Genomic DNA, 26,381 nt, shown 5'->3' with positions numbered 1-26,381 from the left:
GACCTCCCCCTGAAACCTAAGCCACCAACTCCCGCTCCACCAGCCTCACCCAATAAGCCGCCCCATACCCCAGCGCACCATCGTTGAAATCATAAGCCGTATTGTGATGCAGCGCCCCGTCCACGGCCGGGCCGTTGCCCAGCCAGACATAGCAGCCCGGCGCATTCTGCCCGAAAAACGCAAAGTCGTCCCCCGCCGTCGACGGCGGAAAGCTGGTGCGCACTTTCGCCCCGAACACCTCGCCCGCAGCACCCCGCGCCCGCGCCGTCGCATCGGCGTCATTGACGACAGGCGGAATGCGCCGTTCGAATTGATAGTCCGCCGCAATGCCAAACATTTGCGCCGTGCCATGCGCCAGACGGCCGATCTCTTCTTCCAGCTGATCGCGCACCTCAGGCGAATAGGCGCGCGCCGTCCCGCCGATCTCGACGATATCGGGGATGACGTTCAGCGCCTTCGGGTCACCCGCCTGCAACGAACAGGCGCTGACGACGGCCGGCTGCAGCGGATCGACGACACGTCCGACAATGGTTTGCAGCGAAGCGAGGAAGGTACCCGCAGCAGTGATCGGGTCGCGGCCGAGATGCGGCTTGGCGCCATGCGTGCCGGTACCGCGGAAGGTAACGCGCCAGCTGTCGGATGAAGCAAGCTGCGGACCCTCGACGACGGCGATCTCGTCGACATCCAGCCCCGGCATATTGTGCAGGCCATAGACGGCATCGCAGGGGAATAGCTTGAACAGCCCCTCCTCGACCATCCGCCGCGCACCGCCCCGTCCCTCTTCGGCCGGTTGGAAGATGAAATGAACCGTGCCCGAAAACCCCTTGGTTTCCGCGAGATAGCGCGCCGCGCCGAGAAGCATCGCGGTGTGGCCATCATGGCCGCATGCATGCATCTTGCCCTGAACAGTGGACTTGTAGGGCCGCTCGGCAATCTCGGGCATCGCCAGTGCATCCATATCCGCGCGCAGACCGATGACGCGCGTGCCGTTGCCGACCTGCAGCGTGCCGACGACGCCCGTCATCCCCAGCCCGCGATGCACCTTGATGCCCGCCTCCTCCAGCAGTTTCGCGACGATATCGCTGGTGCGCTCTTCTTCGAAGCCGAGTTCCGGATGGGCGTGCAGATCGCGGCGAAGCGAGGTGAGAAAAGGCAGATCGTCGATGATCCCTGCGGGAATGGTCATGAGCCGGGATGTCCTTGCATGCGAAAACGGGCGCCAGACCGGCGCCCGCTTCATGGATCCTTTGTTCAACAAAGGAGCGGTGAGTTCAACCCCTCACGTTTCCTCGACGAACACCTCTTCGCGCTTCTTCTTGACGCTCGGCAGGAAGACGATGATCAAGACGCCGAGCGCGATGGCGAGCAGCACGGCGCTGATCGGACGCGTCACGAAGGTCGTTGGATCGCCGCGCGACAGGATCATCGCCCGCCGCAGGTTTTCTTCCAGCAGCGGCCCGAGCACGAAGCCGAGCAGCAGCGGCGCCGGCTCGCAGCGCAGCTTCGCCAGCACGTAGCCGATCAGGCCGAAGAAGGCGACGGCATAGAGATCGTAGACATTGGCGTTGACGCTGTAGACCCCGATCGAGCAGAAGGCCATGATGACAGGGAAGAGCACGTAGTAGGGCACCGTCAGCAGCTTCACCCAGAGACCGATCAGCGGCAGGTTGAGGATGACGAGCATCAGGTTGCCGATCCACATCGAGGCAATGATGCCCCAGAACAGCGCCGGCTGTTCGGTCGCGACATTAGGACCCGGAACGATCCCCTGGATGATCATCGCACCGACCATCAGCGCCATGACGGGGTTGGCTGGGATCCCGAGCGTCAAGAGCGGGATGAACGAGGTCTGAGCGCCCGCATTGTTGGCCGATTCGGGACCGGCGACGCCCGCCACCGCCCCATGACCGAATTCTTCCGGGTTCTTCGACGTGCGCTTCTCCACCGTATAGGAGGCGAAGGACGCGAGAATGGCGCCGCCACCGGGCAGGATGCCGAGCGCCGAGCCGATCGCCGTGCCACGGATCACGGGCGCGATCATCTGCTTGAACTCGCTCTTCGACGGCAGCAATCCGGACACTTTTGCCATCAGCACCGTTCGGGTCTTTTCGCCTTCGAGATTGCGCAGGATTTCGGCGATACCGAAGACACCGACCGCCAGCGCCACGAAGTTCAACCCATCGGCATATTCGCGGATGCCGAGCGTGAAGCGCGGCGTCCCGGTATAGATATCGGTACCGACGAGCCCGAGCAGCAGCCCGAGCGCCACCATCGCCAGCGCCTTGATGATCGAGCCATGCGCCAGCGCGATCGACGACACCAGGCCGACGATCATCAGCGAGAAATATTCAGGCGCGCCGAATTTCAGCGCGATCTCCGTCAGCGGCGGCGCGAAGATGGCGACGAGGAAGGTCGAGACCGTTCCGGCGAAGAATGAGCCGAGTGCCGCGATTGCCAGCGCCGCCCCCGCCCTGCCCTTACGGGCCATCTGATAGCCGTCGATCGCCGTCACCGCCGAGGATGACTCGCCAGGCATGTTGATGAGGATCGCCGTCGTCGAGCCGCCATACTGCGCGCCGTAATAGATGCCGGCGAGCATGATCAGCGAGGAGACCGGTTCCAGCTGGAAGGTGATCGGCAAGAGCATGGCGATCGTCGCCGTGGCGCCGATGCCGGGCAGCACGCCGATCAGCGTGCCGAGCAAAACGCCGATCAGGCAGAAGAGCAGATTTGCCGGCGTTGCCGCCGTGGCGAAACCGAGGGCGAGATTGTTGAAAAGTTCCATATCTCTCTCCTCAGAACCTGGTCCACGGACCGAAGCGCTCGAACGGCAGGCCGAGGCCATAGCTGAACACCGCGACCGAGAAGACTGTCAGGCCCAGCGACAGGATCAGCGCATAGAAGACATTCATCTTCTCCGACGCGAAACAGGCGATGAAGGCGGTGAGAAACAGCGAGGGCGCAAAGCCCAGCCCACGAACCGTCAGGCCGAAGATGACAGGTGCCGGCAGAATGAAGAGCATGCCGCGCCAGGCAAAGGGGTCGATCGGTTCACCCTCGACGCGGAGCGCCTGGAAGAAGACGATCCCGCCAAGGATGACGAGCACCCCTGAGAGCACCAGCGGAAAATAGCCCGGCCCCATGCGCAGCGCCGTGCCAAGTTCCAGCGTGAAGGACTGATAGGCGAAGAATGCGCCGGTCGCGACGAGCAGCGCGCCGCAGATCGCATTGGTGGTGTCGAATGTGACAGATTTCATGGTGTCTCCGTGGGGTTGGAGAGAACTGTGGGTGGAGCCCCCTCATCCCCGGCGCAACGCGTTGCGCCTGAAACTGCGGCACCTTCTCCCCGCTGGGGAGAAGGAAAACCGCGTCCCCTCTCCCCTGGGGGAGAGGGTTAGGGTGAGGGGGCCACAAGCTCCGGGCTTGCGACGGCCACTCAGTCGGCGTATTCGCCGGCCGCTTCGATCACCGGCTTCCACCGGGTGATTTCGCTCTCGAGCTTTGCCTTCAGAGCCGCAGGCGTCGCATCGGCGTCCGGCGACGGAACTGTGCCGAGTTCGGCGAAGCGCGCGGCGACGTTGCTGTCCTTCAGCGCCACCTGAAGTGCCTTCGACAGACGCTCGTTGACGTCAGCAGGCGTGCCCTTCGGCGTGTAGATGCCATGCCAGATACCGACTTCGAAGCCCGGCAGGCCGCCTTCGACGGCGGTCGGAACGTCCTTCAGGACATCGAGGCGCTTCGGCGAGGTCACGGCATAGGCTTTGATCGTGCCACCCTGGATCTGCTTGGTGGTGTTGGTGGTCTGGTCGCACATGATATCGACCTGGCCGCCGAGAAGATCGGTCATCGCCGGGCCGGTGCCCTTGTAGGGAACGGTCGTCAGCGGCGTCTGGATGGCACTCATGAACATCATGCCGCAGAGATGCGAGGCCGCACCGATGCCGGCATTGGCGTAGGTGACCTTGTCCTTGTTCGCCTTGACATATTCGACGAGGCCCTTGAGATCGGTCGGCTCGAAATCCTTGCGGGCGACGATCGTCATCGGAACGTCGGTGACGAGGCCGACATAATCGAAGGCATTGAGCGTGTCATAGGCAAGCTTGCGGTAGAGCGTGGCCGATGTCGCCATGCCGATATGATGCAGCAAGATCGTGTAGCCATCAGCATCCGCAGCCGCGACACGTCCGGCGCCAAGCGTACCGCCGGCACCGCCGACATTTTCTACGACGATCGGCTGTCCCAAATCCTTCGACATGGATTCGGCAACGAGGCGCGCGACGGTATCCGTCGGGCCGCCGGCCGCAAACGGCACGACCATGGTGATTGTGCGTTCAGGATAGCCCTGCGCCGAAGCGCCGGCAGCGAAAAGAGAGACGGCGGCAGCGGCCGCCATGCCAAGCATGGCCTTGAAGAGTTTCATCGTTTTCCTCCCTGATGAAAACAGGCTGTCCATCGGCGCTTCCCATGCGCCAGCGGAATGCGGCCATTAACAGGAGGTAAACAAGCCCCGGCAATCGTCATGCGTCCCCGACAGGCAGAGATTTCGGCTGCGTGCGCTGCACCATGGGTCGATTTGGAAACAAAGGCCAAAGACGATGGGTGGAAATTCACCCATTTCGACTATTCGGAAACGAGCATCTTCTTGTCGAGCCCGTATTTCTGCATCTTTTCGTACAGCGTCTTGCGCGAAATCTGCAGCGACTCGTAGACGGGCTTGAGGCTTCCACCATGCGCGACAAGCGCCGTGGCAATCAAGCCGCGCTCGAATTCGGCGACGCGATCGGCAAGCCCCGACACCTCACCATTAGGCCGCTCGCCACCATCGAGGCCGAGAACCAGGCGGTCTGCAGCGTTGCGCAGTTCCCGTACATTGCCCGGCCAGTCGCGCTGGGCGATATCGGAGATCAGGTCAGGCGAAACCGGCAGATCGTCGCGCCCATAGCGCGCCGCCGCTTCGCGCACCAGCTGGAGAAACAGCAGCGGAATATCCGCGCGCCGCTGCGTCAGCGCCGGCACATGCAGGGTCGCGACATTCAGCCGGTAGAAGAGATCGGCGCGGAAGCGGCCCGCGGCGACCTCGRCCTGCAGGTCGACCTTGCTGGTTGCGATGAAGCGGACGTCGAGAGGCACGATTTCGTTGGAGCCGAGCCGCGAGATCACCCGCTCCTGCAGCACTCTCAGAAACTTCGCCTGCAGATCGAAGGGCATCGAGCCGATCTCGTCGAGCAAGATCGTACCGCCGCGGCCATGCTCGAATTTGCCGTAACGCGGGCGCACGGCGCCGGGAAAGGCACCGGCCTCGTGGCCGAACAGCTCGCTCTCGATGAGGTTCGCAGGCAAGGCCGCGCAGTTGATGGCGATGAAAGGGCGGCTGGCCCGGGCGCTGATGTCATGAAGCGCCCGCGCCACTACTTCCTTGCCCGCCCCTGTCTCGCCAACGATGAGCGTATCGGCGTCACTCGCCCCGATCGCCCGGATGCGGTAGCGCAGATCGACCATTATCTGCGTCCGCCCCGGCAGCCGTGACTCGATGTCATCGCGCTTTCCAGCAACGGCCTTCAGCAGCCGGTTCTCGAGGACAAGACTACGGCGCTCTAGGGCGCGCTTGATGACACCCGCCAGCATCTGCGGCGTGAACGGCTTCTCGATGAAATCATAGGCGCCTTCGCGCATCGCCTTCACAGCCAGCTGCACATCGCCATGGCCGGTAACGAGAATGACGGGCACTTCCGCATCGATCTCGCGGATGCGGTTCATCAGCGTCATGCCATCGGTGCCGGGCATGCGGATATCGCTGACGACGACACCCGGGAAACTGTAGCCGATCAGCTCGAGCACATGGTCGGCATTCGAAAAAGTCTCGACATTGAAGCCGGAGAGCTCCAGCGCTTGCGCCGTCGAACGGCGCAGCTCCTCCTCGTCATCCACGAGCAGGATCTTGGTATCGGTCATTCCGCAGCCTCCGGCATGGCGCCCGCCGCCGATTGCAGTTCGATGCGGAATTCGGCGCCGCCATCGGGATGATTCGCAACAGTCAGGCTGCCGCCGAAATCCTTGATGATGTTGTAGGAGATGGAAAGACCAAGCCCCAACCCCTTGCCGACGCCTTTGGTGGTGAAGAACGGATCGAAGATGCGCTCGGCGATCGCCGCCGGCACGCCGGGCCCGAAATCGCGCACTGTCAGCACCACCTTGCCGGCGCTCTCGAAGGCGCTGACCTCGATCCGCCGGTCGTTCAGCCCCTCCACGGCATCAGCCGCATTGGAGATGACATTGACCAGCACCTGCTGCAGACGCACCGAACCTGCCCGAACGACCGGCGGATGCAGGCCAAGATCGAGCTGCAGATCGGCATCCGCCGCCTTCAGCCGCCAGGCGACGATCTCCAGCGTATCGCGGATCGCCTCGTCGAGCGGCACCGGGCCGAGCTTCTCGTTCGGCTTGCGAGCAAAATTGCGAAGATGCTTGCTGATCGCCGCCATCCTGTCGATCAACCCGCCGATACGACGGATATTGTCCTGCGCCTCTGTGTTTCGTCCGCGGTCGAGCAGCACGGCGGCGCTGTCCGTATAGGTCTTGGCGGCCGCCAGGGGCTGGTTGAATTCATGAGAGAGTGCCGCCGACATCTGGCCGAGCCCGGCAAGCTTGCCCGCCTGGATCAAATCGGCCTGCGTCTGCCGCAACTGCTGTTCGGTTAGGCGCCGCTCGGCGATCTCTTCCTCGATGCGGCTGTTGACCCGGGCGAGATCGGCCGTGCGCTCCTCGACGCGCCGTTCCAGCTGGTTGCGGGCGTCGGCCTGAAGCTGCATGCGCTCATTGAGCCGCATCCGGCGCTGGCGCAGAACGGCAAAGGCGAGACCGGCAATGCAGAGCATCAGGAAACCGGCAACCAGCGCCGTGCGCGCCTGCGCCCGGACGGAGCCGGTGTCGAGCAGAACGTTCACCGTCCAGTCTTCGGCCTGCATATATTGCGAGAGCACCAGATATTCCTTCTGCGCGCCCTCCTCGATCATCGTCATCAGATCATGCTCTGCGAACCGGCTGCGGCCGAGCGGCAGTGCCGTCAGCGCCGCGTTGGCATAGCGCCGGGAGGCCTCGGTCCGCTGCATGCGATCCGCCGTCAGCGGCAGGATGCTGTTATAGAGCCAGGCCGGCTTGCCGGACATGAAGATGATGCCTTCAGGATCGGAGACGAAGATGCGGTACTCGCCACTTGTCCAGGAAGACTCGATCATGTCGATATCCACCTTGAAGACGATGACGCCGCGGATGTCATCGCCGGCCTTGATCGGTGATCCGAAATAATAACCGCGCTTCAGCGAGGTCGTCCCCAGTGCGTAGAAACGCGACTGCTTTCCGGCAATCGCCTCCTGGAAATACGGGCGATAGCTGAAATTCTCGCCGATGAAGCTTCCCGGCATATCGAAATTGCTGGCCGCGATCGTCTCTCCGTCAGGCTTGATCACATAGATATCGGAGGACTTGAGGAGATGGTTGATCTCCTTGAGATAGAGGTTCGCGGCGTCCCGAAGATCCTTGTCGTCGGGATGTGTGACCAGTTCCTTGATGTCGTCGTGATCAGCAATCAGCGCCGGCAGCGCCTCGTAGCGGTTCAGGTGACCGCTGAGGGCGGAGACGGCCAGCCTCAGCGCCGTACCAGCCTGCGCCGAGGCCTCGCCCATATAGGCGCGCGTCGCCAGCGATCCGCCGTAATAGAAGAAGGCGAAAACGACGAAAGGCACTGAAAACAGCGCAAATATAAGCCTATGCCTCTGAGACAGCGGCGGCTCCTCCCATTTTGCCTCCCTCCCCAGGAAGGCAACCCCGACCGCCCGATTGTACTGACCGGCGCCGCGAATTCCAAGAGGCCAGCGGCATGGCCAAGGCGATCACCCTGCCCTTGACACTCCGGGCCCGGAATTGTCCTATCGGCCGACTGTGATGGGAGACCGCGATGACCGACGAACAGGCGCCTGTTGACAGCAAGCTCACCACGTCCAAGCGCCGTTGGGCAGCGGAAGGCAAGTTCCTGACCGGCCGCATCTCCCGGCCGGAGACCGAGCGTTTGCCGCCCGGGCAGCATCTGGTGAAGAACTGGCCGGTGCTCGATCTCGGCGAACAGCCGGCGATCTCGCTGGATGATTGGACGCTTGAGCTGCGCGGTCTCGTCGAGACACCGCTTGCGCTGACATGGGCTGATTTCCAGTCGATGCAACAGAGCACTCATGTCAGCGACATCCATTGCGTGACGACATGGTCGCGCTACGACAACCGCTGGGAAGGCGTTTCGACCCGCGATCTGCTGGATGCCGCGATGCCGAAGGCCGAAGCCGGTTACGTCATGCTGACGAGCTATGACGGCTACACCACCAATCTGCCGCTGGCGGATTTCGCCGCCGAAGACGCGATCCTGGCAACCGCCTGGGAGGGGCAGCCGCTGACGGTTGATCACGGCGGCCCGATGCGGCTGGTCGTGCCGCATCTCTATTTCTGGAAGAGCGCCAAATGGCTGCGCCGCATCGACCTGATGCCGTCAGACAGGGCGGGCTTCTGGGAAATGAACGGCTATCACATGCTCGGCGACCCCTGGCGCGAGCAGCGCTACTCCGAGGACTGAACCTTCAGCAGCCTGCGGCCGGCGAAGAAGACGCCAAAGATCACCGCGAAGAAACCGGTCAGCGACGCCATGCTTGCCGTATGCAGCGGAATTTCGCTCCAGCGCGGCTTGATGACATCGGCAGTGTTGAAAGCCTCGCCGCTGAAGCGGCAGGTGATCAGCGACAGGCCGCGGCGCACCATGTCGGCATCGGCATCCGAGATGATCGCGTCAGCCTCTCCAGCCTCGCGCGGCATCTCGCGGAGGGAAAGCAGCACCGCCTTCGTCGCCGCCAGATAGGCGTGAGCGCATTCGTTGAACGGGCTCTCCTCGTCGGTGACGCTTCCCGGCATCCGGCCCCAGAGACAGTAGGAATACTGGATCTGCGCATAGTTCAGCACACGGCGGAACGGCTCGTTGGTATCGGTGGCGGTGGACGCCAGCGCGATGATCCGGTCGCGATAGCCGGCCATGACGGCCATTTCACCATGAGAGATTTCGGGAACGGGGATGCCGCTGTGGTTTTCCGACGCGGTACGGCTATGGGCCACGGCGCCGCCGGCCAGCAGTGCGAGCGCAGCTACAGACATCGCCGAACGAAGAAGCAGCCGTTTCATCGCAGCCCTTACCAATCCCTCATTCCTGTGCTTGTCACAGGAATCCAGTGCGTCCATGTCCATGGACGCGGGAAACTAGAGTCATTCACCGCGCCGACGCGCGGTGGCTGGATTCCTGTGACGAGCACAGGAATGAGGGAGAGTGCGGAACACCTCCCTCACCAACCTCTCACCGAAACGCCGGACGTCCAACCGGGGACCGTGCTTCCAGCCGCTTCTCGGCCAGAAAACCGAAGACCACTGCAAGCACCGACCACAGGATCACATGCATGCCAAGCGACGTCGTGCGGAAGCTCCAGAGCACCGCTGCCGAATAGTTTTCCGGCACCTCGTTGATCGGCGGCAGCAGATACTGCACGGCGCCGATGAAGACGATATAGGCGATACCGGCGATGATCGAACCGTTCCAGATGCCGAAGCGGATAGCCAGATTGCGGGCAAATGCCACGGCGGCAACGAGCGCCCCAACCGAGACGACGATCATCAGGAAGAACAGCTCGGTGCGAACGCCAATCGTGTCCGGATTGCCGACAGCCGGCGGATTGGCCGGGTACTTGATGCCGGGAACGAGGATGATGGCGACGAAGGCTGCCAGCGCGATGACCGCAGCCGTGCCGCGGGCGCTGAGCTTGCTGAAGCGGCCATGCACGAAGGCGAAGGCAAGAGCAAAGAGACCGCCGACGGCGATGCCGTAAGCCATTACCCCGGTGAAGAGGCCGATGCCGGCCTGCGTGGCGCGGCTGACGATTTCGGGTTCGGCGGCTTCACCGGCAGCCGTGGCTGCGGCTTCCTCGAAGGCAATCGCCTTGTCGACCAGCGGCTCACCGAATGTATGGGCGAAGGCAAAAACCAGGATGCCAGCAATCGCCCCCGCGATCATCCCACGGAGTAGAAGATTTCCAACCATGTCTGTCGTCCTTTAGTGGCAGGGGAAGCCGAGAAGGTGGCGGCCGTCATGCACGAATTCGTGCACATACATGCCGTTGAAAAGCGCCATGGCGCCTTCTTCCGTGCCGACGAAATAGATGGCGATGATCATCAGCAGGCCGCCGAAGATCGCCCATGGCAGGATTTCGCCTACCGGGATTGGCGCCGGTGCTGCGACGGGCGCAAAAGTCGTGTCAGACATGTATTCCTCCTGGAATGACGCGTTCAGTCGAAAGAGTGTTGGCGGCAAGGTCTGACTTCCAGCTTGCTTTCGCATCCTGGTCACAGTGGCGCGACCGCGCCGGATTTCCACCGGCTTCCAAACCCGCAACATGCCCGTTATATCTCTAGGCTGAGAACTGTCAACGAAACTTCATTTGCCATCCACGGCAAGCCGGAGGCTCACCTGTGCATACCCGGCTGACCTGGATCTGCCACGGCCCGACCAGCGCCAACCGCGAAGGCCGCTTCCCTTTGAACGAGCCACTGGAACAGAGCGCCGTTGTGGAAACCGCAGCGTTGACGGAGAGGCTTCAGCACGCCGATCGTAGCGCAAGCAGCCCTGCCCTGGCAGGATTGCAGACGGCCGAAATCCTGAGCCTTGCCGCCACGGGCGACCCAAGGCTCGCCGATCCAGACTACGGCCGCTGGAAGGGACGCTCACTTGCCGATCTGCAGGCAAAGGAACCCGACGCCCTGGCTCAATGGATGACGGACCCGCAATCGGCGCCGCATGGCGGAGAAAGTCTCGCCAAACTTCAGTCTCGCGTCACCGGCTGGATGGAAGAACAGCAGAGCCTCGACGGGCACATGATCGCAATCGCCAATGCTGCGGTGATCCGGACAGCCGTTCTCCATGTACTGAACGCGCCGCTCGCCTCGTTTTGGCTGGCCGACATCGAGCCGCTTGCCATCCTGCGCATGAGCCATGACGGCCGCCGCTGGGCGCTGCGCTTCGGCCGCTAAGGCGACCATTCCCAACGCGAAATTTAGATAAGCCTTACGCAAGCAAGTTGCGCGATACCTATTGAACCCGGCTTGCCGGGCGCTAAGTCCTTGCCCCTGGGAGACCAGCCATGACGTATGATTGGAGTGGGGAGCGTACACGGCGCGTGCGTCTTCTGAAGATCGTTACCGCCGTTGTTCTCATAGGCTTTGTCATCAGCATCCCGATGCTGGTGAGCTGAAAGAAGGGCGAGCAGTCAAACTGCTCGCCTTTTCGCTTATTGCTGCGGAATCTGGATGACCGCAAAGAACAGCCCGAGCTGGCGGATCGCGTGCGCGAAGCCTTCATAGTCCACAGGCTTGGTGATGTAGACATTGGCGCCGAGATCGTAGCAGCGCTGGATTTCACGCTCGTCATCGGTCGTCGTCAGGATCACCACCGGCATGCGCTTGGTGTGCTCGTTGCCCTTGATCTGCTCGAGAATGTCGATGCCCGACGTATCGGGGAGGTTCAGATCGAGCAGCACCAGCAGATAGCGGTCCCTGCTGACCTCGCCGCTGCGATCGGCACCGAGTATGAAATCGAGAGCACTCTTCCCGTTAGTAAAGGGAACGATCTCGTTGTTGACGCCGGCCCGGCGCACGTTCTTCTCGATGAGGCGGGCATGCCCCTCATCGTCTTCGATCATCACGATCGTGACTTCCTGGCCCGTGGCTTTCATGACTCTGTACCCTTTACGATGGTGGTGAGATCCGAAGGCAGGAGCAGCGTGAACGTGCTGCCGGTACCCTCCGTCGACTCGACAGTAATGTCGCCGCCCAAATTTCGTATTAACGAACGCACATATGCGAGGCCAATCCCCTCGCCCGGCTGGTCTTGCTCGCCGGCGCGGCGGAACAGCTCGAAAACGCGCTCGCGGTCGTTCTTTGCAATACCGCGGCCATTATCCTCGACATCGATCTTGATGCGGCCCTTGCCGGCAGGCATTGCCCGGACCGCAATGTTTACCGGGCGGCCAGGATAGCGGTATTTGACCGCATTGTCGAAAAGGTTGCCGACGATCTGGTCCAGCGAGAAGCGGTCGGTTATGAGTGCGGGAACGCGAATGTCCATCTCCATCGTCCCGTCGGCCGCAACCACCTGATGGTGAACGCTCGCAGCCGCGGTCTCCATCGCGGCCTTGAGATCGACCCTCTCCGGAACCAGTTTGCGGCGCCCGTCGCGGGAAATCTTGAGGATGGCGTTGATCAGCGAATCCATCTTCCGCGTCGACGAGCGGATAAAGCTCATCGCCTCCGGAAGGTCTTCCTCCACCGCCAGCCGCGCTTCCTTGATCTCGCTTTCGCTCGGCTTCTTCTCGTCTGCCATCACATAGGCCGTCACTGCAATGAGGCTCGCCTCCAGTTCGCTGAGGAAGCCCATGATATTGACCAGCGGCGCGCGGAGGTCGTGGGTGACGATATAGGCGAAGCGCTGGATCTCCTGGTTCGCCTGCATCAGATCCTCCGTGCGCTCGTTGACGCGCTCCTCGAGGCCGCTGTTCAGCGCTTCCAGTTCCTCACGCGCCCGCGACAGATCGCGCACGTGCTGGAAGATAATGAGGATGGCGCCGCCAAGCACAATCACGATCGCCAGCGCACCGCCGACGGTGACCCATTGCAGATCGCTGGCGGCCTCAAGCTGCTCGGCAACGATCACCCGCAAATGCTCGTCGGTCAGCCCAATGAAGCCGATCATAATGCGCCGGGCATCGTCCATGTAGACGCGCCCGCTGTCGTTGCTGACGATGGCAAGCGCTTCCTGCTGCCTGCCGCTCTGGGCGAGCGCCACAGTGTTCTCGACCTCTGCCAGCTTGCCGTCGATCGCCTTGTCGAGGTCAGGCAGTTTCCCGGCATATTCCGGGTAGTTGGCAACGGCATCGGCAAGGCGCTTTCGCCGCTCCGGCAGATTTTTCAAGGCCAGATTGAAAGGATCGAGATAGCTCTGCTCGCCGGTCAGCAGAAAGCCGCGCTGGCCGGTTTCGGCATCCTGAAGCGCCGAAAGCAGATCGGCCGAGCCGCTGCGGATCCGGCGCATCTCGGCAACGGTATCGGAATAGACCCGGTTTTCTCTCGTCAACCACAGCGAGGTCCCGACGATGCCCACCAGAAGCAGAACGCCGAGCCCGAGCATGATCAGCGTCGAGCGAACGAAGGAGGTGTTGGATGACATCAGGGATTTCTCTGAAAAGGATTTTCTGAAATACAAGTGACGGAAAAACGCCTTGCGATCAACCCGATGACCGCAAGGCAATGATATCCAGCGTGACTATAAATGGGATTTGCGTCAGTGTTTGACGCCGTCGCCCGCTATTGACGGACTGGTCACCGAAACCGGATCGCTTGCCGGAAACGTATCCTCAAGGCCGCGATCAAGCTGCGCTTCCAGCTCCTGCTCTGCCTTGGAAACGCGCGCACTCTCGCGAACGCGCATGTCGCCGCCGTCCCGCGCCTCGGCCGAAGCAAATTCGCCCATTAGCGCCTTCGCCTTGTCGATCGCGTTTTGCCGGTTGAGATCATCGGCTCCCTTCATCTGAACGGAAACGACCTCGCCGCCATCACTGACGAATTCGACGGTGAATCCCGATTTTCCGCCATGGCTGGGAATGACCTGAGTGCCGACGACCTGCATGGACCTATCCTCCTAAGCGTTTCAACTTCAATGTCCAAACGGCAGGAGCGATCGCTTGGTTCCGCCGGCCACCGTCACGATTGGCGCAGGTAGCTGATCGTCAGCTCCAGTTCGAGATTGACGATCGGCATGCGCTGACCGTTCTGTACCTCAATGCTGAGCCGCTCGCCCGGCGCCGACGGCAACCCATCCAGCGCCATTTCCGCCAGCACGCGCTTGGCCTGTTCAACGGCCGAGATCAGATCCGGAAACTCGAAAGCCCGGTCGGCTGGCACAGTGCCGTCATTGTCATGCGTCTTGAAATAGAATGCGGACATTGCTTCCCACTCTGGTTTTGCTCTTTAAAGCGGGAAACAGGCTAAAGGTTTCAATTCGTGTGGAAAAATATGATGCTCCTGGCCGAGATCAGACTTTGAGGTGGCATCACCGGCCCGGAATGCCTTTCCCTAGCCTCCCGATTGCAGCAAACAATCACTACCCGTTTTCAACGAACATTTCAGACTTCGATGATATTGCTATGTCTTATATGGGGTGAGGAATGACGATGCCGGGGTTCTTTCGTAGCCGTGCCGGAAGGCAATGTTTATCGGTCATGATGCTGGGAACGGTCCTTTGGCTGCTCGGCGCCTGGCTGCAATTCGGCGACGGGCTGTCGGCTTTTGTACAGATGTTCGATGATTACGGCGCCGAGAAGCTGGTGCTCGCCTTCGTCATCGCCGGTGCGATGAGCTTCATCTATTCGATCCTGCGCATAGCTGATCTCCGCCAGGAAATGGAGCTTCGTGCCGCGGCCCAGTTCAAGGCCGATTGGACGGCCACCCACGATCACCTGACCAAGCTTCCAAACCGCTACGCCTTCGAGCGCAAGAAACTCACCCGCTCCACACCGAAGAACCACGAGCATGCGGAGACGGAAGCGCTGAATGTCACCGTGTTTTCCGTCGATCTCGACGGCTTCAAGAAGGTCAACGATCTCGTCGGCCACAAGGGCGGCGACATCCTGTTGATCGAGGTTGCCCGGCGCATCTGTTCGCTCGGCAATGCCGATTGCGTCTACCGCTTCGGCGGCGACGAATTCGTCATCATCGGCGCCGGCATGACCGAGGAGCGCGAGCGGCATTTCGCGCGCGTCCTGATTCAGGCCGTCACCCGGCCAATCAGCATCGATGGCTTTGCCGTCGAGGTTGGCGCCAGTGTCGGCTACGAGCGGTGGATCGAGGGCAGCGAGCCGCTCGAAAACGCCGCGCACCGGGCCGATCTTGCCATGTACGAGGCAAAGTCGCGCGGTCCCAACCATGCCCTCGCTTTCGAAGCCTCGATGCAGGACAAGGTCGCCGAACGCGCTGCCCTCGAAGCCAAACTGCGTACCGCCATCCAGCAAAAGGCCATCCGGCCCTTCTACCAGCCGCTGATCGACCTGAAGACCGGTGATATTTGCGGCTTCGAGGCGCTAGCCCGCTGGACCGACGATAGCGGCACCAGCATCCCGCCGCCTGTCTTCATCGGCATTGCCGAAGAGACAGGAATGATCACCGAGCTTTTCGAAAACCTGCTGACCCAGGCCTGCAGCGATGCACTGGCTTGGCATGACCGGATCGTGCTCTCCTTCAACATCTCGCCGGTGCAGATGGAAGACAGATTGCTGGCCTCGCGCGTACTCAAAGTGTTGGTCGCCTCCGGCCTGCCGCCGGAGCGGTTGGAGATCGAGATCACCGAAAACGCGCTGATCCAGGATCCGGCGGTTGCCGCCGTCATCCTCGACGAACTGCATGCGGCGGGCGTCCAGATCGCCCTTGACGACTTCGGCACCGGCTATTCCAGCCTTGCCCAGCTTGCCCGCTACCGCTTCGACAAGATCAAGATCGACAAGAGCTTCGTTGCCACCTACCAGGACGACGAACGCCAGGAAAAGATCGTCCGCGCCATGCTCGGCCTCGGCCACAGCCTGAACATCAAAACGACGGCCGAGGGCATCGAGGAACACAGCCAGCTCGGCTACCTCACTCGCCTCGGCTGCGATATCGGCCAGGGCTATCTGTTCGGCAAGGCGATGCCTGCAGAACAGGCCAGCGCGTTTATCGCGGAACGGATGCAGACGCTGTCTGCTGCGGGATAGCCGGGGGTATCCTGAAAGCCTACGGGTCTGAATCCGGTGAGCCGATGCAAATCACCACGCTCTCAGGAACCAAACCGCGTAGACCGCGTTGCTTTTCCAGTCTCGTCAACAGAACGTTGGAAGAAGCATGAAGAAAATAATAGTGGCCTGCCTGCTCGCCATCACCTCGATTTCGGCAATCCCGTCGCCAAGCATGGCGGCTCCCACGGAGCGGCAAAGGGAAACGTGGGCAAGAACCCACGGACAGGAGTATCGTCCGTTGCGCCATAGCCGCGATTACCGCGACGACAGACGTTACCGTCCACGTTGCCATACGGAGACCGTTCGCTATTGGCGTCACGGTGATCTCATTCAAAGACGTGAACGGATTTGCCGGTGATAGCCTGACAGATCAGTCTTCGGATCAACCTATGCCCGTCGCACACCATTGCGGCGGGCATTTTTGATCAAAACGTCGAGCGCTTGGGAAATGTCAGGATGAAGACGCTGCCGGCACAGAACGCATCTGACCAGAATCAAAGCAAGCAGAGCTGCCCAAAAGTCTCATCGCAAAAGAGCGATCAGAGGCTTTCTCAAGCCTCACCTTAGAATGCGTATTCGGTGATGAAGAATGGTAGCGGGGGGCGGAATTGAACCGCCGACCTCAGGGTTATGAATCCTGCGCTCTCACCAACTGAGCTACCCAGCCACACCATCCGGACAAGCCCTTCGCAAAGCGGCGGCCCGTCGGATGAGCGGGTTATTAAGAGCGTCTCGGCTTTGTGTCAAGCACGTGAAGGAGAAAAAGGGAGCGCTGCAGCATGGCTTTTCCCAACAATTTCACGCAGCCACCGGCTGGCTCAGAAGCGCTTTCAGCGAGGCTTCCGCTGCGGGCTCACGTTCGGAGCGCTCGATGAAGCCGCCGCCGAAAACGCGGGCGTCATCGCCCGGCGCCGAATAGAGCGCGCAGGCCTGGCCCGGTGCGATACCGGCTTCGCCGACGGTCAGATCGACATAGATGCCCGATGCGTCGGCACGCAGGATAGCCGGTTCCGGCACGCGGGTGGAGCGCACCTTCGCATAGCAGGCGAAGCCTTCGCCGCCAGCAGCCTGCAGCAGCGGTTCGTCGCCCAGCCAGTTGACGTCGCGCAGGTAGACGCGGTGAGTTTCCAGCGCTTCCTTGGGGCCGACGATGACGCGGCGCGAGCGCGCGTCGAGATAGACGACATAGAGCGGGTCGCCGGTGGCGACGCCGATGCCGCGGCGCTGGCCGATCGTATAATGCAGGATACCGTCATGACGGCCGAGCACGCGGCCGTCGAGATGAACGATCTCCCCGGCCAGTGCAGCATTTGGCTTCAGCTTGTTGATGACATCGGAATACTTGCCTTGCGGCACGAAACAGATGTCCTGGCTGTCGGCCTTCTTGGCAACGACGAGACCCATCTCTTCGGCAAGCTTGCGGGTTTCGGACTTCGGCAGGCCGCCGAGCGGAAAGCGCAGGTAATCGATCTGCTCCTGCGTCGTCGCGAACAGGAAGTAGCTCTGGTCGCGATCGGCATCGGCAGGGCGATAGAGCGCCCGGCGTCCCGCCGCGCCGCTTGTAGGATTGGGCCGCGAGCGGATGTAATGGCCGGTGGCCAAGGCATCGGCGCCGAGCTCCTTGGCGGTTTCCAGCAAATCGGCGAACTTGACTGTCTGGTTGCAGGACACGCAGGGGATCGGCGTTTCACCGGCCACATAGCTTTCCATGAACGGGTTGATCACCGTATCGCGAAAGCGCTTTTCATAATCGAGCACGTAATGCGGAATACCGAGCGTCTCGCAGACGCGGCGCGCATCGTCGATATCCTGACCGGCGCAGCACGAACCGGCGCGGTGAACGGCGGCGCCATGATCGTAAAGCTGCAGGGTGATGCCGAGAACGTCATAGCCCTGGCGTTTCAGAATTCCGGCCACGACGGAGCTGTCGACGCCGCCCGACATGGCAACGACGACACGGGTGTCTTCCGGCTTCTTGTCAAAATCCAGTGTATTCACGTCCGACTGCCAAATTCTGCGCGAGTTCCGCGATTGATGCGACCGGCATGCTTTGCGCTGCAAATACGGCCGGTTTCAATGCCACCGGCGGGCTCGTCCGCCGGGCTTTCTGTGCCGCTGGATATAGAAAGGATTGGCCGCCCACGCAAGGGGCAGCCGCCACGGCCGGAATTCGGCCGCCGTCCCGACGAGTGAATGGCCTATACTGCGCAGAATTCAGTTCTCGAGGCAGGGATCGGCAAAAAGAAAACCTTTCAGCGCGCCGGAGAGCGTCTTGCCGACCACGACCAGCCAGATCATCGCAAGCGCCATCACCAGCACGCCGCCGAAACTTGTCAGCAGCGGAAAGTCGAGCAGCTGACCCAGCCGCAGCGTCGTCACCGCATAGACGCCGATCGGAAAGGTGAAGGCCCACCAGCCGAGATTGAACGGCAGCCCTTCGCGCGCATGGCTGACGGTCGTCGCGATGGCGATCGCCAGCCACCAGAGCCCATAGCCCCAGAGCAGAACGGCGCCGAGCAGGCTAGCGCCAGCCATCGCCGTCGCCAGTTCACCGAGCCCCTTTGCTTCCAGCACGCTGCCGCTATTGGCGGCAAAGAGAGCCAGACCGAAAGCACCGGTGCCGATCGGGCCGACCGCCAGAAAGCTCGTCGCGCTCATATTGGCAGGCGGCAATTTGTGCAGCGCCATGCGCAGGAACAGGATTACCAGAATGCCGAGCGCCAGCGGCACGGAGCAGGCCCAGAGGACATAGCTCGCGAACAGCATGGTGAATTGCGGCGCACCGGACGGCAGGTGCGCCATTAGCATCGCGCCGCTGCCGGCGGTCACCTCGGAGGCGACGATAGGCAGCAGCCAGACCGCCGTCATCTGATGGATCGCGTGCTCCTGCCGGGTGAACATGGCAAACGGAATGGAAAGACCGGCAAGGATCGCCATCCCCGCATCGAACCACCAGAGCGATTGCGCGATATCGATCGCCAAATCCCCGATCAGCGGCTGTCCGAAGATCACGAAGCCGTTGATGATGGTGGCGAGGCCCATCGGAATGCAGCCGAAAAACATCGAAAGCACCGGATGATCGAAGATCCGGCGGGCATCGCCGGGATAAATCATCCACTTGGCCGCATAGATCAGCGAAAGGGCCGCAAAAAGCAGGATGTTCAGCACCCAGAGCGTTTCGCCGAGGCTGTAGAGCGCCGGAACCGATGGAAATTGCGCCAGGCAGACGGCGAACATCCCGGTCCCCATCGTCGCTGCAAACCAGTTGGGCGTGAAATGGCGGACAAGTCGCAGCCCTTCGCTGGGAACATCACCCGCACCGGTTTTCATCAAAATGGTCATTGCCGCCCGCCTCATCTTTCGGCGTCACGAATAGCCCCTTGAATTAATCGCTTCCAACGAATTGTAATTGTAAGAACGTTCGATAAAATCGATGAAATGACCCTTGAGCAGCTCCGCATCTTCGTCGAAGTCGCCGCCCGCCAGCATGTGACCCGCGCCGCCGAATATCTGAACATGACGCAATCGGCCGTCAGCGCCGCAATAACCGCGCTGGAGACCCGTCACGGCGTGACGCTCTTCGACCGCGTCGGCCGCTCGATCGTCCTCAACCGGACGGGCCAGCTGTTTCTCAAGGAAGCACAGCAGGTGCTGGCAAGTGCCAAGGCGGCGGAGGCGGCCCTGATGGATCTCTCCGGCCTGATGCATGGCGAGCTGTCGATCATCGCCAGCCAGACGGCCGCCGCCCACTGGCTGGCGCCGAAGCTGGCCGCCTATCGCAAGCTCTATCCCGGCATCAAGCTCAATATCGGCATCGGCAACACCGTCGAAACGGCTGACGCCGTGATGAACGGCAAGACGGAAATCGGGCTTATCGAATGGCGCGAGGATCGCCGCGGCGTTTCGGCCCGGCGGGTTGCGATCGACGAGATGATCGTCATCGTCGGCCGCGGTCACCCCTGGACGGACGGCAAGCCGCGCAGCATCGGCGACTTCCGGCAAACCCCGTGGGTGATGCGCGAGGCGGGATCGGGCACGCGGCATGCCTTCGAAAGCATGATCGAGGCAGAGGGTCTCAGTCTCGCCGAGCTTGACGTTACCCTGCAATTGCCCGCCAACGAGCCGATCATCAGCGCCGTCGAGGCTGGATTGGGGGCGACCTTGATGTCGCGGATCCTCGCCGACCCCTTGCTCAAGAGCGGCACGATCGTCGAAGCGGCCATAAAGCCGCTGCCGCGGCCCTTCTTCCTGCTGCGGCATGAAGAGCGTTATCGCAGCAAGGCAGCAGACGCCTTCGATGCGATGATCTCAACGGTACCGGGCGCGCCTTAACGGCACATCGCCTTCGATCATCCGCTCGGCGTCGGCCTGCGGCATCGGCTTACCGAGCAGATAACCCTGCACTTCCGCAAAGCCTTCCCGCCGTAGCATCTGCAGCTGCTCTTCGGTCTCGATGCCTTCGGCAAGCGTCACCGCATTGAACCCTGAGCCGATGCCGGCAACGGCACGGATGATCGCCAGATTGCCGGGGTCGCTCTCCATACCGGCGACGAAACTGCGGTCGAGCTTGATCTTGTCAAATGCAAAGGCCCGCAGATAGCTGAAAGACGAATAGCCTGTGCCGAAATCGTCGATGGCGATGCGCAGGCCGAGCTCCTTCAGGGCCCGAAGCAGCGGCAGGCTCTGTTCGACATCGGCGAGGAAGACGGACTCGGTGATTTCGATCTCCAGCCGCTGCGCCTGCAAGCCGCTGTCGCCGAGCGCCGAAACGACGGTGGCGAGCAGCGTGTTGTGGCGGAACTGGCAGACCGAAAGATTGACGGCGATCTTCAGATGCTCGGGCCAGCCGGCGGCAACGCGGCAGGCTTCGCGCAGCACCCATTCGCCGATCGGCACGATCAGCCCGGTTTCTTCGGCGAGCGGAATGAATTCCATCGGCGCCACAAGCCCGCGGCTCGGATGATGCCAGCGGATCAGCGCTTCGAAACCGGCGAGTTCGCCGCTCGCTGCCTGCACGATCGGCTGGTAGTGAAGCTCGAATTGCCCCTTCTCGACAGCGTCGCGCAATTCGGCGATGAGCTGATGACGCCGCTCCACTTCGAGGCGCATTTCCGTTTCGTAGAAGCGGTAGGTAGACCGGCCGCTTTCCTTGGCGGCGTAGAGCGCTAGATCGGCATGTCGCATCAGCACGTCGGCATCGCCGGCATGATCCGGTGCCAAGGCAACGCCGATGCTGCAGGTCACGTGCTCGTTGCTGCCGTCGAGATCGAAGGGCGCGCTGAGCACGGCGAGCAGCTGCTCGGCAAAGCGTCCCGTCCGGCCGCAATCGCCGGATTTCAGCACGATCGCAAACTCGTCGCCGCCAAGGCGCGCCACGAGATCCCCCTCCTCCAGCAGCATCTTCAGCCGCCGCGCCACCTGGCAGAGCAGCGCATCGCCGGCCGCGTGACCCTTGCTGTCATTGATCAGCTTGAAGTGATCGACATCGAGGTAAAGCAGCGCGATCGGCGTCTGCGCCGTCGCCGCCGCGGCATGGCTCTCGATATGATCGGCAAAGGCTGCGCGGTTCGGCAGCCCGGTGAGGGCATCGTGCATGGCAAGATGCGCGAGGCGCGCTTCGAAGGCGCGCTCCTCGGTCACGTCCTGCGAGATGCCGAGAAGATAGCGGCGCTGACGGCCCTCAGATGCTGGAAGCGCACGCTTCACCGTCTTCAGCAGACGGTGACCACCGCCCTTCTTGGCAATGACTTCCTCGAAAGTGATCGTGATGTCTTCTTCCAGAACCCGCTTGTCTTGCTCGCGGAAGAACCGCGTTTTGTCGCGAAACACCACGCGGTCGGTCTTGCCAACGATCTCGCGGCCGGGCATTTCGGCAATCGTGGCGCTCTGGCGGTTGAACAGCACATAGCGCCCGTCGTCTTCCATATCCTTGACGAAGACACCGACCGGCAGGTTATCGACGATGCTGTCAAGCAGTGAGCGGGCATCGGTGACCTGCCGTCTGGCGGCGTTGACCTCGGTTCGGTCCTGAACGATGGCAAGAATGGCATTGCCGCCGTCGAAGCGCACTTCGCGCCCGTAGGTCAGCACTTCGAAGGGCTCGCCGCTGGCCTTCAGATGCGTCCAGCGCTCGGCGCGCTCGATATCGGTCCGGCCCTGAATGGCGCTGACCATCCGCTCGCGCTCGGTCGCGGGCCGGATGTCGAGCACCGTCATCCGCGCGAAGGCCTCGGCGGAATAGCCGTAGAGATCATGGGCCGCATCGTTGACGATCAGGAAACGCAGCGTGACGGGATCGTAGACCCACATCGGCGACGGATGGGTCTCGAACAGCGAACGGAAGTCATCGTTCGGGGCGTGGAAATCATCTGGATTCGTCGTGGTGGATGCCATGAATCTTATCGGAAATTGAAACGGAACTCCGCCGTTATAACTGAAAAAGCTAAATAAAATCAGAATCATAGCGCGCCTAAACTTTAGGCGAAAGCCCGATGAATAGGCATCGTCGTTCTGTAAAATCTCGGCAAGTGCTTCCCGTCACCGCGCCGATGACTATTCTTTTGCCACCGGCGCCGCATGGCCTAGTTCTTCAGCTTCACCTCGCCGTCCTCTTCGCCACTCCAGTAATGGATGCGATCGGCATGGACCTTGATCATCGCTACGCCCTTGGTGTCGATACCATCCTTGAACCAATCGTCGAGGTCTTTGGTCCAATGTTCCTCAAAGGCCTTCTTGTCGCGCACGACCTCGGCTTTACCCTCGACGGCGATCGAGAAGAACTGCTTCCCCTGGAATGTCAGCGAGACCTTGGGGTTACGCTCGATATCGGAGACCATGCGTGAATCCGACCATGTGAAATAGTAGAATCGCCGTCGTAATCGACCTCCCGGTTGTTGCTCATCGGCCGGCCGGCAATTGCGCCGCCGTCGGTATGGGTCGATAGCATCGCGACATCGATATCGCGCATCTTCTTGGAAATATCCGCAAGGCTCATCTTCGTCATGACTGGCTCCTCCGTTGTCCAGTCGAAGAAACGGCCACGGCGGTTTTAAGTTCAATGATGGTCGTGCATGCATTGACCGTGATCGGCGAGGATCTCGATGACCCGGCACTGGTCGACGCGCCCGTGGCAGCAACCCTCCACCATGGTCTCCAGTTCCGCCTTCAGCGCCGTCAGGCTGCGGATACGCTGCTCGACCTCGATGAGACGGGCCTTGGCGATGGCATCGGCGGAAGCGCAGGATTGATGCGGATCGTCCTGCAGCGTCAATAGCGCCCGGATGGCGTCGACCTCGAAACCGAGCTCGCGCGCGTGCCGCACGAAGGCCAGCCGCCGGATGTCCGACACTTCATAAGAGCGCTGATTGCCCTCACTGCGGCTTGGCGCGGCCAGCAATCCGATGCTTTCGTAATAGCGGATCGTCGGCACCTTGACGCCACTCTGACGCGCGGCATCTCCAATGGTGATTTTTTTCATGATCGCCTCTTGCACCTCTAGTGACTAGAGGATGTAGGAAGAAAACCGGTAGAAGACAAGGAACCGGATCATGGCCGAAACATCCCAGGCAAAATACCGCGTCGGCGGCATGGACTGCGCCTCCTGCGCGGCAAAGATCGACACGGCGGTGCGCCGCGTGCCTGGCGTCGAGGATGTCTCGGTCTCCGTGACGGCTGGTACGATGACGGTGAGCCACGATGGCAGCAGCGATCTCGGCACCATCGAGAAACGCGTCACCGGCCTCGGCTACTCCGTCGTGCCAATGGCAGCGGGCGGCAAAGATGCGAGGCGCGAAAAGGCCGCTGTCCACCACGACCATTCCGGACATGACCACAATCACGAGCATGAGCATACAGGGCATTCGCATGATGAGGCCGAAATCCCCGGCCTGCATGGTCATGATCACACGCCGTCCAGCGGCCCCTGGTGGAAAAGCAGCAAGGGGCGGCTCACCATCCTGTCAGGAGCCGCTTTCGTCATAGCCTATGCGGCGGGTCACCTTGTCCAGGCGATCGCGCCTTACGCCTTCATGGTCGCGATGCTGATCGGTCTGGTGCCGATCGCAAGGCGGGCGGTGATGGCGGCGCTGGCGGGAACGCCGTTTTCGATCGAGATGCTGATGACCATCGCCGCGGTGGGCGCCGTCGTGATCAACGCGGCCGAAGAAGCCGCAGCCGTCGTCTTCCTCTTCCTTGTCGGCGAGTTGCTGGAAGGCGTTGCGGCGGGTAGAGCCCGGGCAAGCATCCAGTCGCTGACCGCGCTCGTGCCGAAAAGCGCGTTGCTTGAGGAAAACGGCGCAACCCGCGAAGTCCCGGCCGAGACGCTTGCCGTCGGCGCCATCATTCTGGTGCGCCCCGGCGACCGGATCTCGGCCGACGGCATCATCGTCTCCGGAGAAAGCGCAATCGACGAAGCGCCCGTTACAGGCGAGAGCGTTCCGGTTCGCAAGACGCCTGACGATACCGTCTTTGCCGGAACGGTGAATGGCGATGGCGCATTGCGCATCCGCGTCACCGCGGCATCGGCCGACAACACCATTGCCCGCGTCGTCAAGCTCGTCGAGGAAGCGCAGGAATCGAAGGCGCCAACCGAGCGTTTCATCGACCGCTTCTCGCGCTACTATACGCCCGGTGTCGTCGCAGTTGCCGCACTGGTCGCCATGCTGCCGCCTCTTGTCGCAGGCGGCGCCTGGGATGAATGGATCTACAAGGGGCTGGCGATCCTGCTGATCGGCTGCCCATGCGCGCTGGTGATCTCGACGCCCGCCGCCATCGCCGCCTCGCTCTCGGCAGGTGCGCGCCGCGGGCTGCTGTTGAAGGGTGGCGCCGTGCTGGAAGGCCTCGGCAAGATCAACGCCGTGGCGCTGGACAAGACCGGCACGCTGACCGAAGGCAAACCGAAGGTTACCGACATCGTCTCCTTCGGCACGTTGACCCAGGCGCAGATCCTGTCGCGCGCTGCCGTGCTCGAGCGCAATTCGAGCCACCCTCTGGCATTGGCAATCCTCAACAGGGCGACGGCCGAAAAGCTGCCGGTCCCGCCTGCCCTTGAAGCCTCGGCTATTGCAGGCAAGGGAATGAGCGGCCGTGCCGGTGGTGAGAAGCTCGACCTCTTTTCCCCTGCCGCCGTGCGCGAGCGGCTGACCGACCAGCAGGGCGAAGCGATCCAGACACTGAACGACGACGGCAAGACCGTCTCGATCCTTCTCGTCAATGATACGATTGCCGGTCTGATTGCCATGCGCGACGAAGCGCGAGACGACGCGCGGGCCGGCCTCGACGCTCTCAAGGCCCGCGGCGTCAAGATCGTCATGCTGACGGGCGACAATGCCCGCACCGCCCAGGCGATCGGCAAGCAGCTCGGTATCGATGTGCGCGCCGAGCTGATGCCCGAGGACAAGCAGCGCATCGTCGGCGAATTGAAGCGCGAGGGCTTCACCGTTGCCAAGGTGGGTGACGGCATCAACGACGCCCCGGCGCTTGCCGCCGCCGATATCGGCATCGCCATGGGTGGTGGAACCGATGTCGCGCTCGAAACTGCGGATGCGGCGATCCTTCACGGACGCGTCGGCGATGTCGCAGAGATGATCGCACTGTCGCAGCGGACGATGCGCAACATCTTCCAGAACATCACGATCGCGCTCGGTCTCAAGGCGGTTTTCCTGGTCACGACGATCATTGGCGTCACCGGTCTGTGGCCTGCAATCCTGGCCGATACCGGCGCAACGGTGCTGGTGACGATGAACGCGCTTCGTCTGCTCAAGCCGCGCGGCTGAAAACACCGGCGCTGCGGAACATTTTGCCGTCTCGTGCATTGAGGCATCCGGGCGGATTGCGCCCTGGCGATTTCAGCGGGAGGACACCATGGATCGCAGGAATCTTACGGCATTGCTGGGCATATTGGCCGTTGCGGGCTATCAGAACCGCGACAAGATTGCAGCCACGCTTCGCGAACTGACCGGCGGCGCACAGCCGCAAGCCTCGGGCACCCAGCCCGGCGGAGCCGCGCCGCAAGCCGATGGCGGCGGCCTGGGCGGCCTCCTTGGCGGCATTCTCGGCGGCGGGCAAGATGGCGGCGGCGCGACACAAACTGGCGGCCTCGGCGGCTTGGGTGGCATTCTCGGGGGGCTTGCCGGTGCAGGCGGCCTTGGCGACCTGCTGAAAGGCGGCTCGGCCGGCGGCATATTGAGCGGCGGCCTTGGCGGACTGCTCGATCACTTCCAGCAGAACGGCTTCGGCGACACGGCGAATTCCTGGGTTTCCTCTGGCGAGAACAAGCCGATCGACAACGGCCAGCTCTCCCAGGCCCTCGGCCCCGATATTCTCGACGAGCTCGCCAAGGCGACCGGCCTCAACAAGGATGACCTTCTCGCCCGCCTCTCCAAGACCCCGCCGCAGGCGGTCGACGGGCTGACGCCGCAGGGCCGCGTGCCCGACGCAGGCAGCATCAGCGCCTGATCGCTCAAAACGGAAAAGCCCGGCGCAGTTTCC

25 protein-coding genes and 1 tRNA gene are annotated in these 26,381 nt (G+C 62.1%); 6 read left to right on the top strand and 20 right to left on the bottom strand.

Translation table 11 applies throughout. The features are described from left to right. Nucleotides 1-16: 16 nt before the first annotated feature. The 6 genes from AC1DJO_RS26020 to AC1DJO_RS25995 form a co-directional block, all read right to left on the bottom strand. Nucleotides 17-1,186: a M20 aminoacylase family protein gene (locus AC1DJO_RS26020; protein ID WP_477973678.1), complete on the bottom strand. Its 1,170-nt coding sequence runs from the start codon at nucleotides 1,184-1,186 to the stop codon at nucleotides 17-19. Between the two features lie 93 nt (nucleotides 1,187-1,279). Next, nucleotides 1,280-2,785: a tripartite tricarboxylate transporter permease gene (locus AC1DJO_RS26015; protein WP_310297477.1), complete on the bottom strand. Its 1,506-nt coding sequence runs from the start codon at nucleotides 2,783-2,785 to the stop codon at nucleotides 1,280-1,282. A gap of 10 nt (nucleotides 2,786-2,795) precedes the next feature. Next, entirely contained in the window at nucleotides 2,796-3,257 is a 462-nt protein-coding gene (locus tag AC1DJO_RS26010) for a tripartite tricarboxylate transporter TctB family protein (RefSeq protein WP_477973676.1), read from the bottom strand. A 179-nt stretch (nucleotides 3,258-3,436) separates the two neighbouring features. Beyond that, entirely contained in the window at nucleotides 3,437-4,420 is a 984-nt protein-coding gene (locus AC1DJO_RS26005; RefSeq protein ID WP_477973674.1) for a tripartite tricarboxylate transporter substrate-binding protein, read from the bottom strand. 200 nt (nucleotides 4,421-4,620) lie between these two features. Continuing rightward, nucleotides 4,621-5,952 carry a sigma-54-dependent transcriptional regulator gene (locus tag AC1DJO_RS26000; RefSeq protein WP_477973672.1) on the bottom strand — a complete coding sequence of 444 codons (1,332 nt, stop codon included), beginning with the start codon at nucleotides 5,950-5,952 and terminating at the stop codon, nucleotides 4,621-4,623. Continuing rightward, nucleotides 5,949-7,742 (bottom strand): sensor histidine kinase, encoded by a 1,794-nt coding sequence (locus AC1DJO_RS25995; RefSeq protein ID WP_477973670.1) that lies wholly within the window; start codon nucleotides 7,740-7,742, stop codon nucleotides 5,949-5,951. The genes AC1DJO_RS26000 and AC1DJO_RS25995 overlap by 4 nt, the downstream gene beginning before the upstream one ends. Nucleotides 7,743-7,954: 212 nt before the next feature. On the opposite strand from AC1DJO_RS25995, the gene AC1DJO_RS25990 reads away from it, so the two are divergent. Then, a complete protein-coding gene (locus AC1DJO_RS25990; RefSeq protein WP_477973668.1) occupies nucleotides 7,955-8,617 on the top strand; it encodes a sulfite oxidase-like oxidoreductase in 663 nt (220 codons plus the stop codon). Here AC1DJO_RS25990 and AC1DJO_RS25985 read toward each other — a convergent pair. From AC1DJO_RS25985 to AC1DJO_RS25975, 3 genes are all read right to left on the bottom strand, one after another. Further along, a complete protein-coding gene (locus tag AC1DJO_RS25985; RefSeq protein WP_477973666.1) occupies nucleotides 8,602-9,213 on the bottom strand; it encodes a hypothetical protein in 612 nt (203 codons plus the stop codon). The two genes, AC1DJO_RS25990 and AC1DJO_RS25985, sit on opposite strands and share 16 nt — an antisense overlap. Nucleotides 9,214-9,382: 169 nt before the next feature. Beyond that, nucleotides 9,383-10,120, bottom strand: coding sequence for a CbtA family protein (locus AC1DJO_RS25980; protein WP_477973665.1), 738 nt, complete (start codon nucleotides 10,118-10,120; stop codon nucleotides 9,383-9,385). A 12-nt stretch (nucleotides 10,121-10,132) separates the two neighbouring features. Beyond that, nucleotides 10,133-10,342, bottom strand: coding sequence for a CbtB domain-containing protein (locus AC1DJO_RS25975; RefSeq protein ID WP_097590488.1), 210 nt, complete (start codon nucleotides 10,340-10,342; stop codon nucleotides 10,133-10,135). A 206-nt stretch (nucleotides 10,343-10,548) separates the two neighbouring features. Here AC1DJO_RS25975 and AC1DJO_RS25970 point away from each other — a divergent pair, with 206 nt between their 5' ends. Continuing rightward, on the top strand, nucleotides 10,549-11,106 hold the full coding sequence (locus AC1DJO_RS25970; RefSeq protein WP_477973663.1) for a histidine phosphatase family protein: 558 nt from the start codon (nucleotides 10,549-10,551) through the stop codon (nucleotides 11,104-11,106). A gap of 257 nt (nucleotides 11,107-11,363) precedes the next feature. On the opposite strand, the gene AC1DJO_RS25965 is transcribed toward AC1DJO_RS25970, so the two are convergent. The 4 genes from AC1DJO_RS25965 to AC1DJO_RS25950 form a co-directional block, all read right to left on the bottom strand. Beyond that, nucleotides 11,364-11,807, bottom strand: a complete 444-nt coding sequence (locus AC1DJO_RS25965) for a response regulator (protein WP_112385412.1) — start codon at nucleotides 11,805-11,807, stop codon at nucleotides 11,364-11,366. Then, a complete protein-coding gene (locus AC1DJO_RS25960) occupies nucleotides 11,804-13,297 on the bottom strand; it encodes a sensor histidine kinase (protein ID WP_477973661.1) in 1,494 nt (497 codons plus the stop codon). Before AC1DJO_RS25960 ends, AC1DJO_RS25965 begins: the two co-directional genes overlap by 4 nt. 114 nt (nucleotides 13,298-13,411) lie before the next feature. Beyond that, nucleotides 13,412-13,756 carry a hypothetical protein gene (locus tag AC1DJO_RS25955; RefSeq protein WP_477973659.1) on the bottom strand — a complete coding sequence of 115 codons (345 nt, stop codon included), beginning with the start codon at nucleotides 13,754-13,756 and terminating at the stop codon, nucleotides 13,412-13,414. A gap of 74 nt (nucleotides 13,757-13,830) precedes the next feature. Next, entirely contained in the window at nucleotides 13,831-14,073 is a 243-nt protein-coding gene (locus AC1DJO_RS25950; RefSeq protein WP_112385414.1) for a DUF6894 family protein, read from the bottom strand. Between the two features lie 227 nt (nucleotides 14,074-14,300). On the opposite strand from AC1DJO_RS25950, the gene AC1DJO_RS25945 reads away from it, so the two are divergent. Next, nucleotides 14,301-15,872, top strand: a complete 1,572-nt coding sequence (locus AC1DJO_RS25945; RefSeq protein ID WP_477973657.1) for a putative bifunctional diguanylate cyclase/phosphodiesterase — start codon at nucleotides 14,301-14,303, stop codon at nucleotides 15,870-15,872. A 611-nt stretch (nucleotides 15,873-16,483) separates the two neighbouring features. Here the strand turns inward: AC1DJO_RS25945 and AC1DJO_RS25940 are convergent. From AC1DJO_RS25940 to AC1DJO_RS25930, 3 genes are all read right to left on the bottom strand, one after another. Beyond that, nucleotides 16,484-16,560: transfer RNA gene (locus AC1DJO_RS25940), tRNA-Met, on the bottom strand. Between the two features lie 131 nt (nucleotides 16,561-16,691). Next, entirely contained in the window at nucleotides 16,692-17,891 is a 1,200-nt protein-coding gene (gene mnmA / locus AC1DJO_RS25935; RefSeq protein WP_477973655.1) for a tRNA 2-thiouridine(34) synthase MnmA, read from the bottom strand. Nucleotides 17,892-18,107: 216 nt separating this feature from the next. Continuing rightward, nucleotides 18,108-19,235 carry a TDT family transporter gene (locus AC1DJO_RS25930; RefSeq protein ID WP_477973653.1) on the bottom strand — a complete coding sequence of 376 codons (1,128 nt, stop codon included), beginning with the start codon at nucleotides 19,233-19,235 and terminating at the stop codon, nucleotides 18,108-18,110. Between the two features lie 96 nt (nucleotides 19,236-19,331). On the opposite strand from AC1DJO_RS25930, the gene AC1DJO_RS25925 reads away from it, so the two are divergent. Continuing rightward, nucleotides 19,332-20,225, top strand: coding sequence for a LysR family transcriptional regulator (locus tag AC1DJO_RS25925; RefSeq protein WP_477973651.1), 894 nt, complete (start codon nucleotides 19,332-19,334; stop codon nucleotides 20,223-20,225). Here AC1DJO_RS25925 and AC1DJO_RS25920 read toward each other — a convergent pair. From AC1DJO_RS25920 to AC1DJO_RS25905, 4 genes are all read right to left on the bottom strand, one after another. Further along, nucleotides 20,202-22,355, bottom strand: coding sequence for a putative bifunctional diguanylate cyclase/phosphodiesterase (locus AC1DJO_RS25920; protein ID WP_477973649.1), 2,154 nt, complete (start codon nucleotides 22,353-22,355; stop codon nucleotides 20,202-20,204). The two genes, AC1DJO_RS25925 and AC1DJO_RS25920, sit on opposite strands and share 24 nt — an antisense overlap. Nucleotides 22,356-22,474: 119 nt before the next feature. Continuing rightward, a complete protein-coding gene (locus tag AC1DJO_RS25915) occupies nucleotides 22,475-22,729 on the bottom strand; it encodes a pyridoxamine 5'-phosphate oxidase family protein (RefSeq protein ID WP_477973647.1) in 255 nt (84 codons plus the stop codon). Further along, the gene (locus tag AC1DJO_RS25910) at nucleotides 22,690-22,896 is read right to left on the bottom strand and encodes a hypothetical protein (RefSeq protein ID WP_477973645.1); all 207 of its coding nucleotides are present in this window, start codon (nucleotides 22,894-22,896) and stop codon (nucleotides 22,690-22,692) included. Before AC1DJO_RS25910 ends, AC1DJO_RS25915 begins: the two co-directional genes overlap by 40 nt. A 51-nt stretch (nucleotides 22,897-22,947) precedes the next feature. After that, entirely contained in the window at nucleotides 22,948-23,370 is a 423-nt protein-coding gene (locus AC1DJO_RS25905; protein WP_112385420.1) for a MerR family transcriptional regulator, read from the bottom strand. Nucleotides 23,371-23,440: 70 nt separating this feature from the next. Here AC1DJO_RS25905 and AC1DJO_RS25900 point away from each other — a divergent pair, with 70 nt between their 5' ends. Next, a complete protein-coding gene (locus AC1DJO_RS25900) occupies nucleotides 23,441-25,666 on the top strand; it encodes a heavy metal translocating P-type ATPase (protein WP_477973643.1) in 2,226 nt (741 codons plus the stop codon). A gap of 88 nt (nucleotides 25,667-25,754) precedes the next feature. Then, on the top strand, nucleotides 25,755-26,348 hold the full coding sequence (locus AC1DJO_RS25895; protein WP_477973642.1) for a YidB family protein: 594 nt from the start codon (nucleotides 25,755-25,757) through the stop codon (nucleotides 26,346-26,348). Nucleotides 26,349-26,381: the final 33 nt, after the last annotated feature.

It is taken from the genome of Rhizobium sp. 05N430, from assembly GCF_056396985.1.
This window is presented reverse-complemented; position numbering and strand designations above follow the sequence as displayed.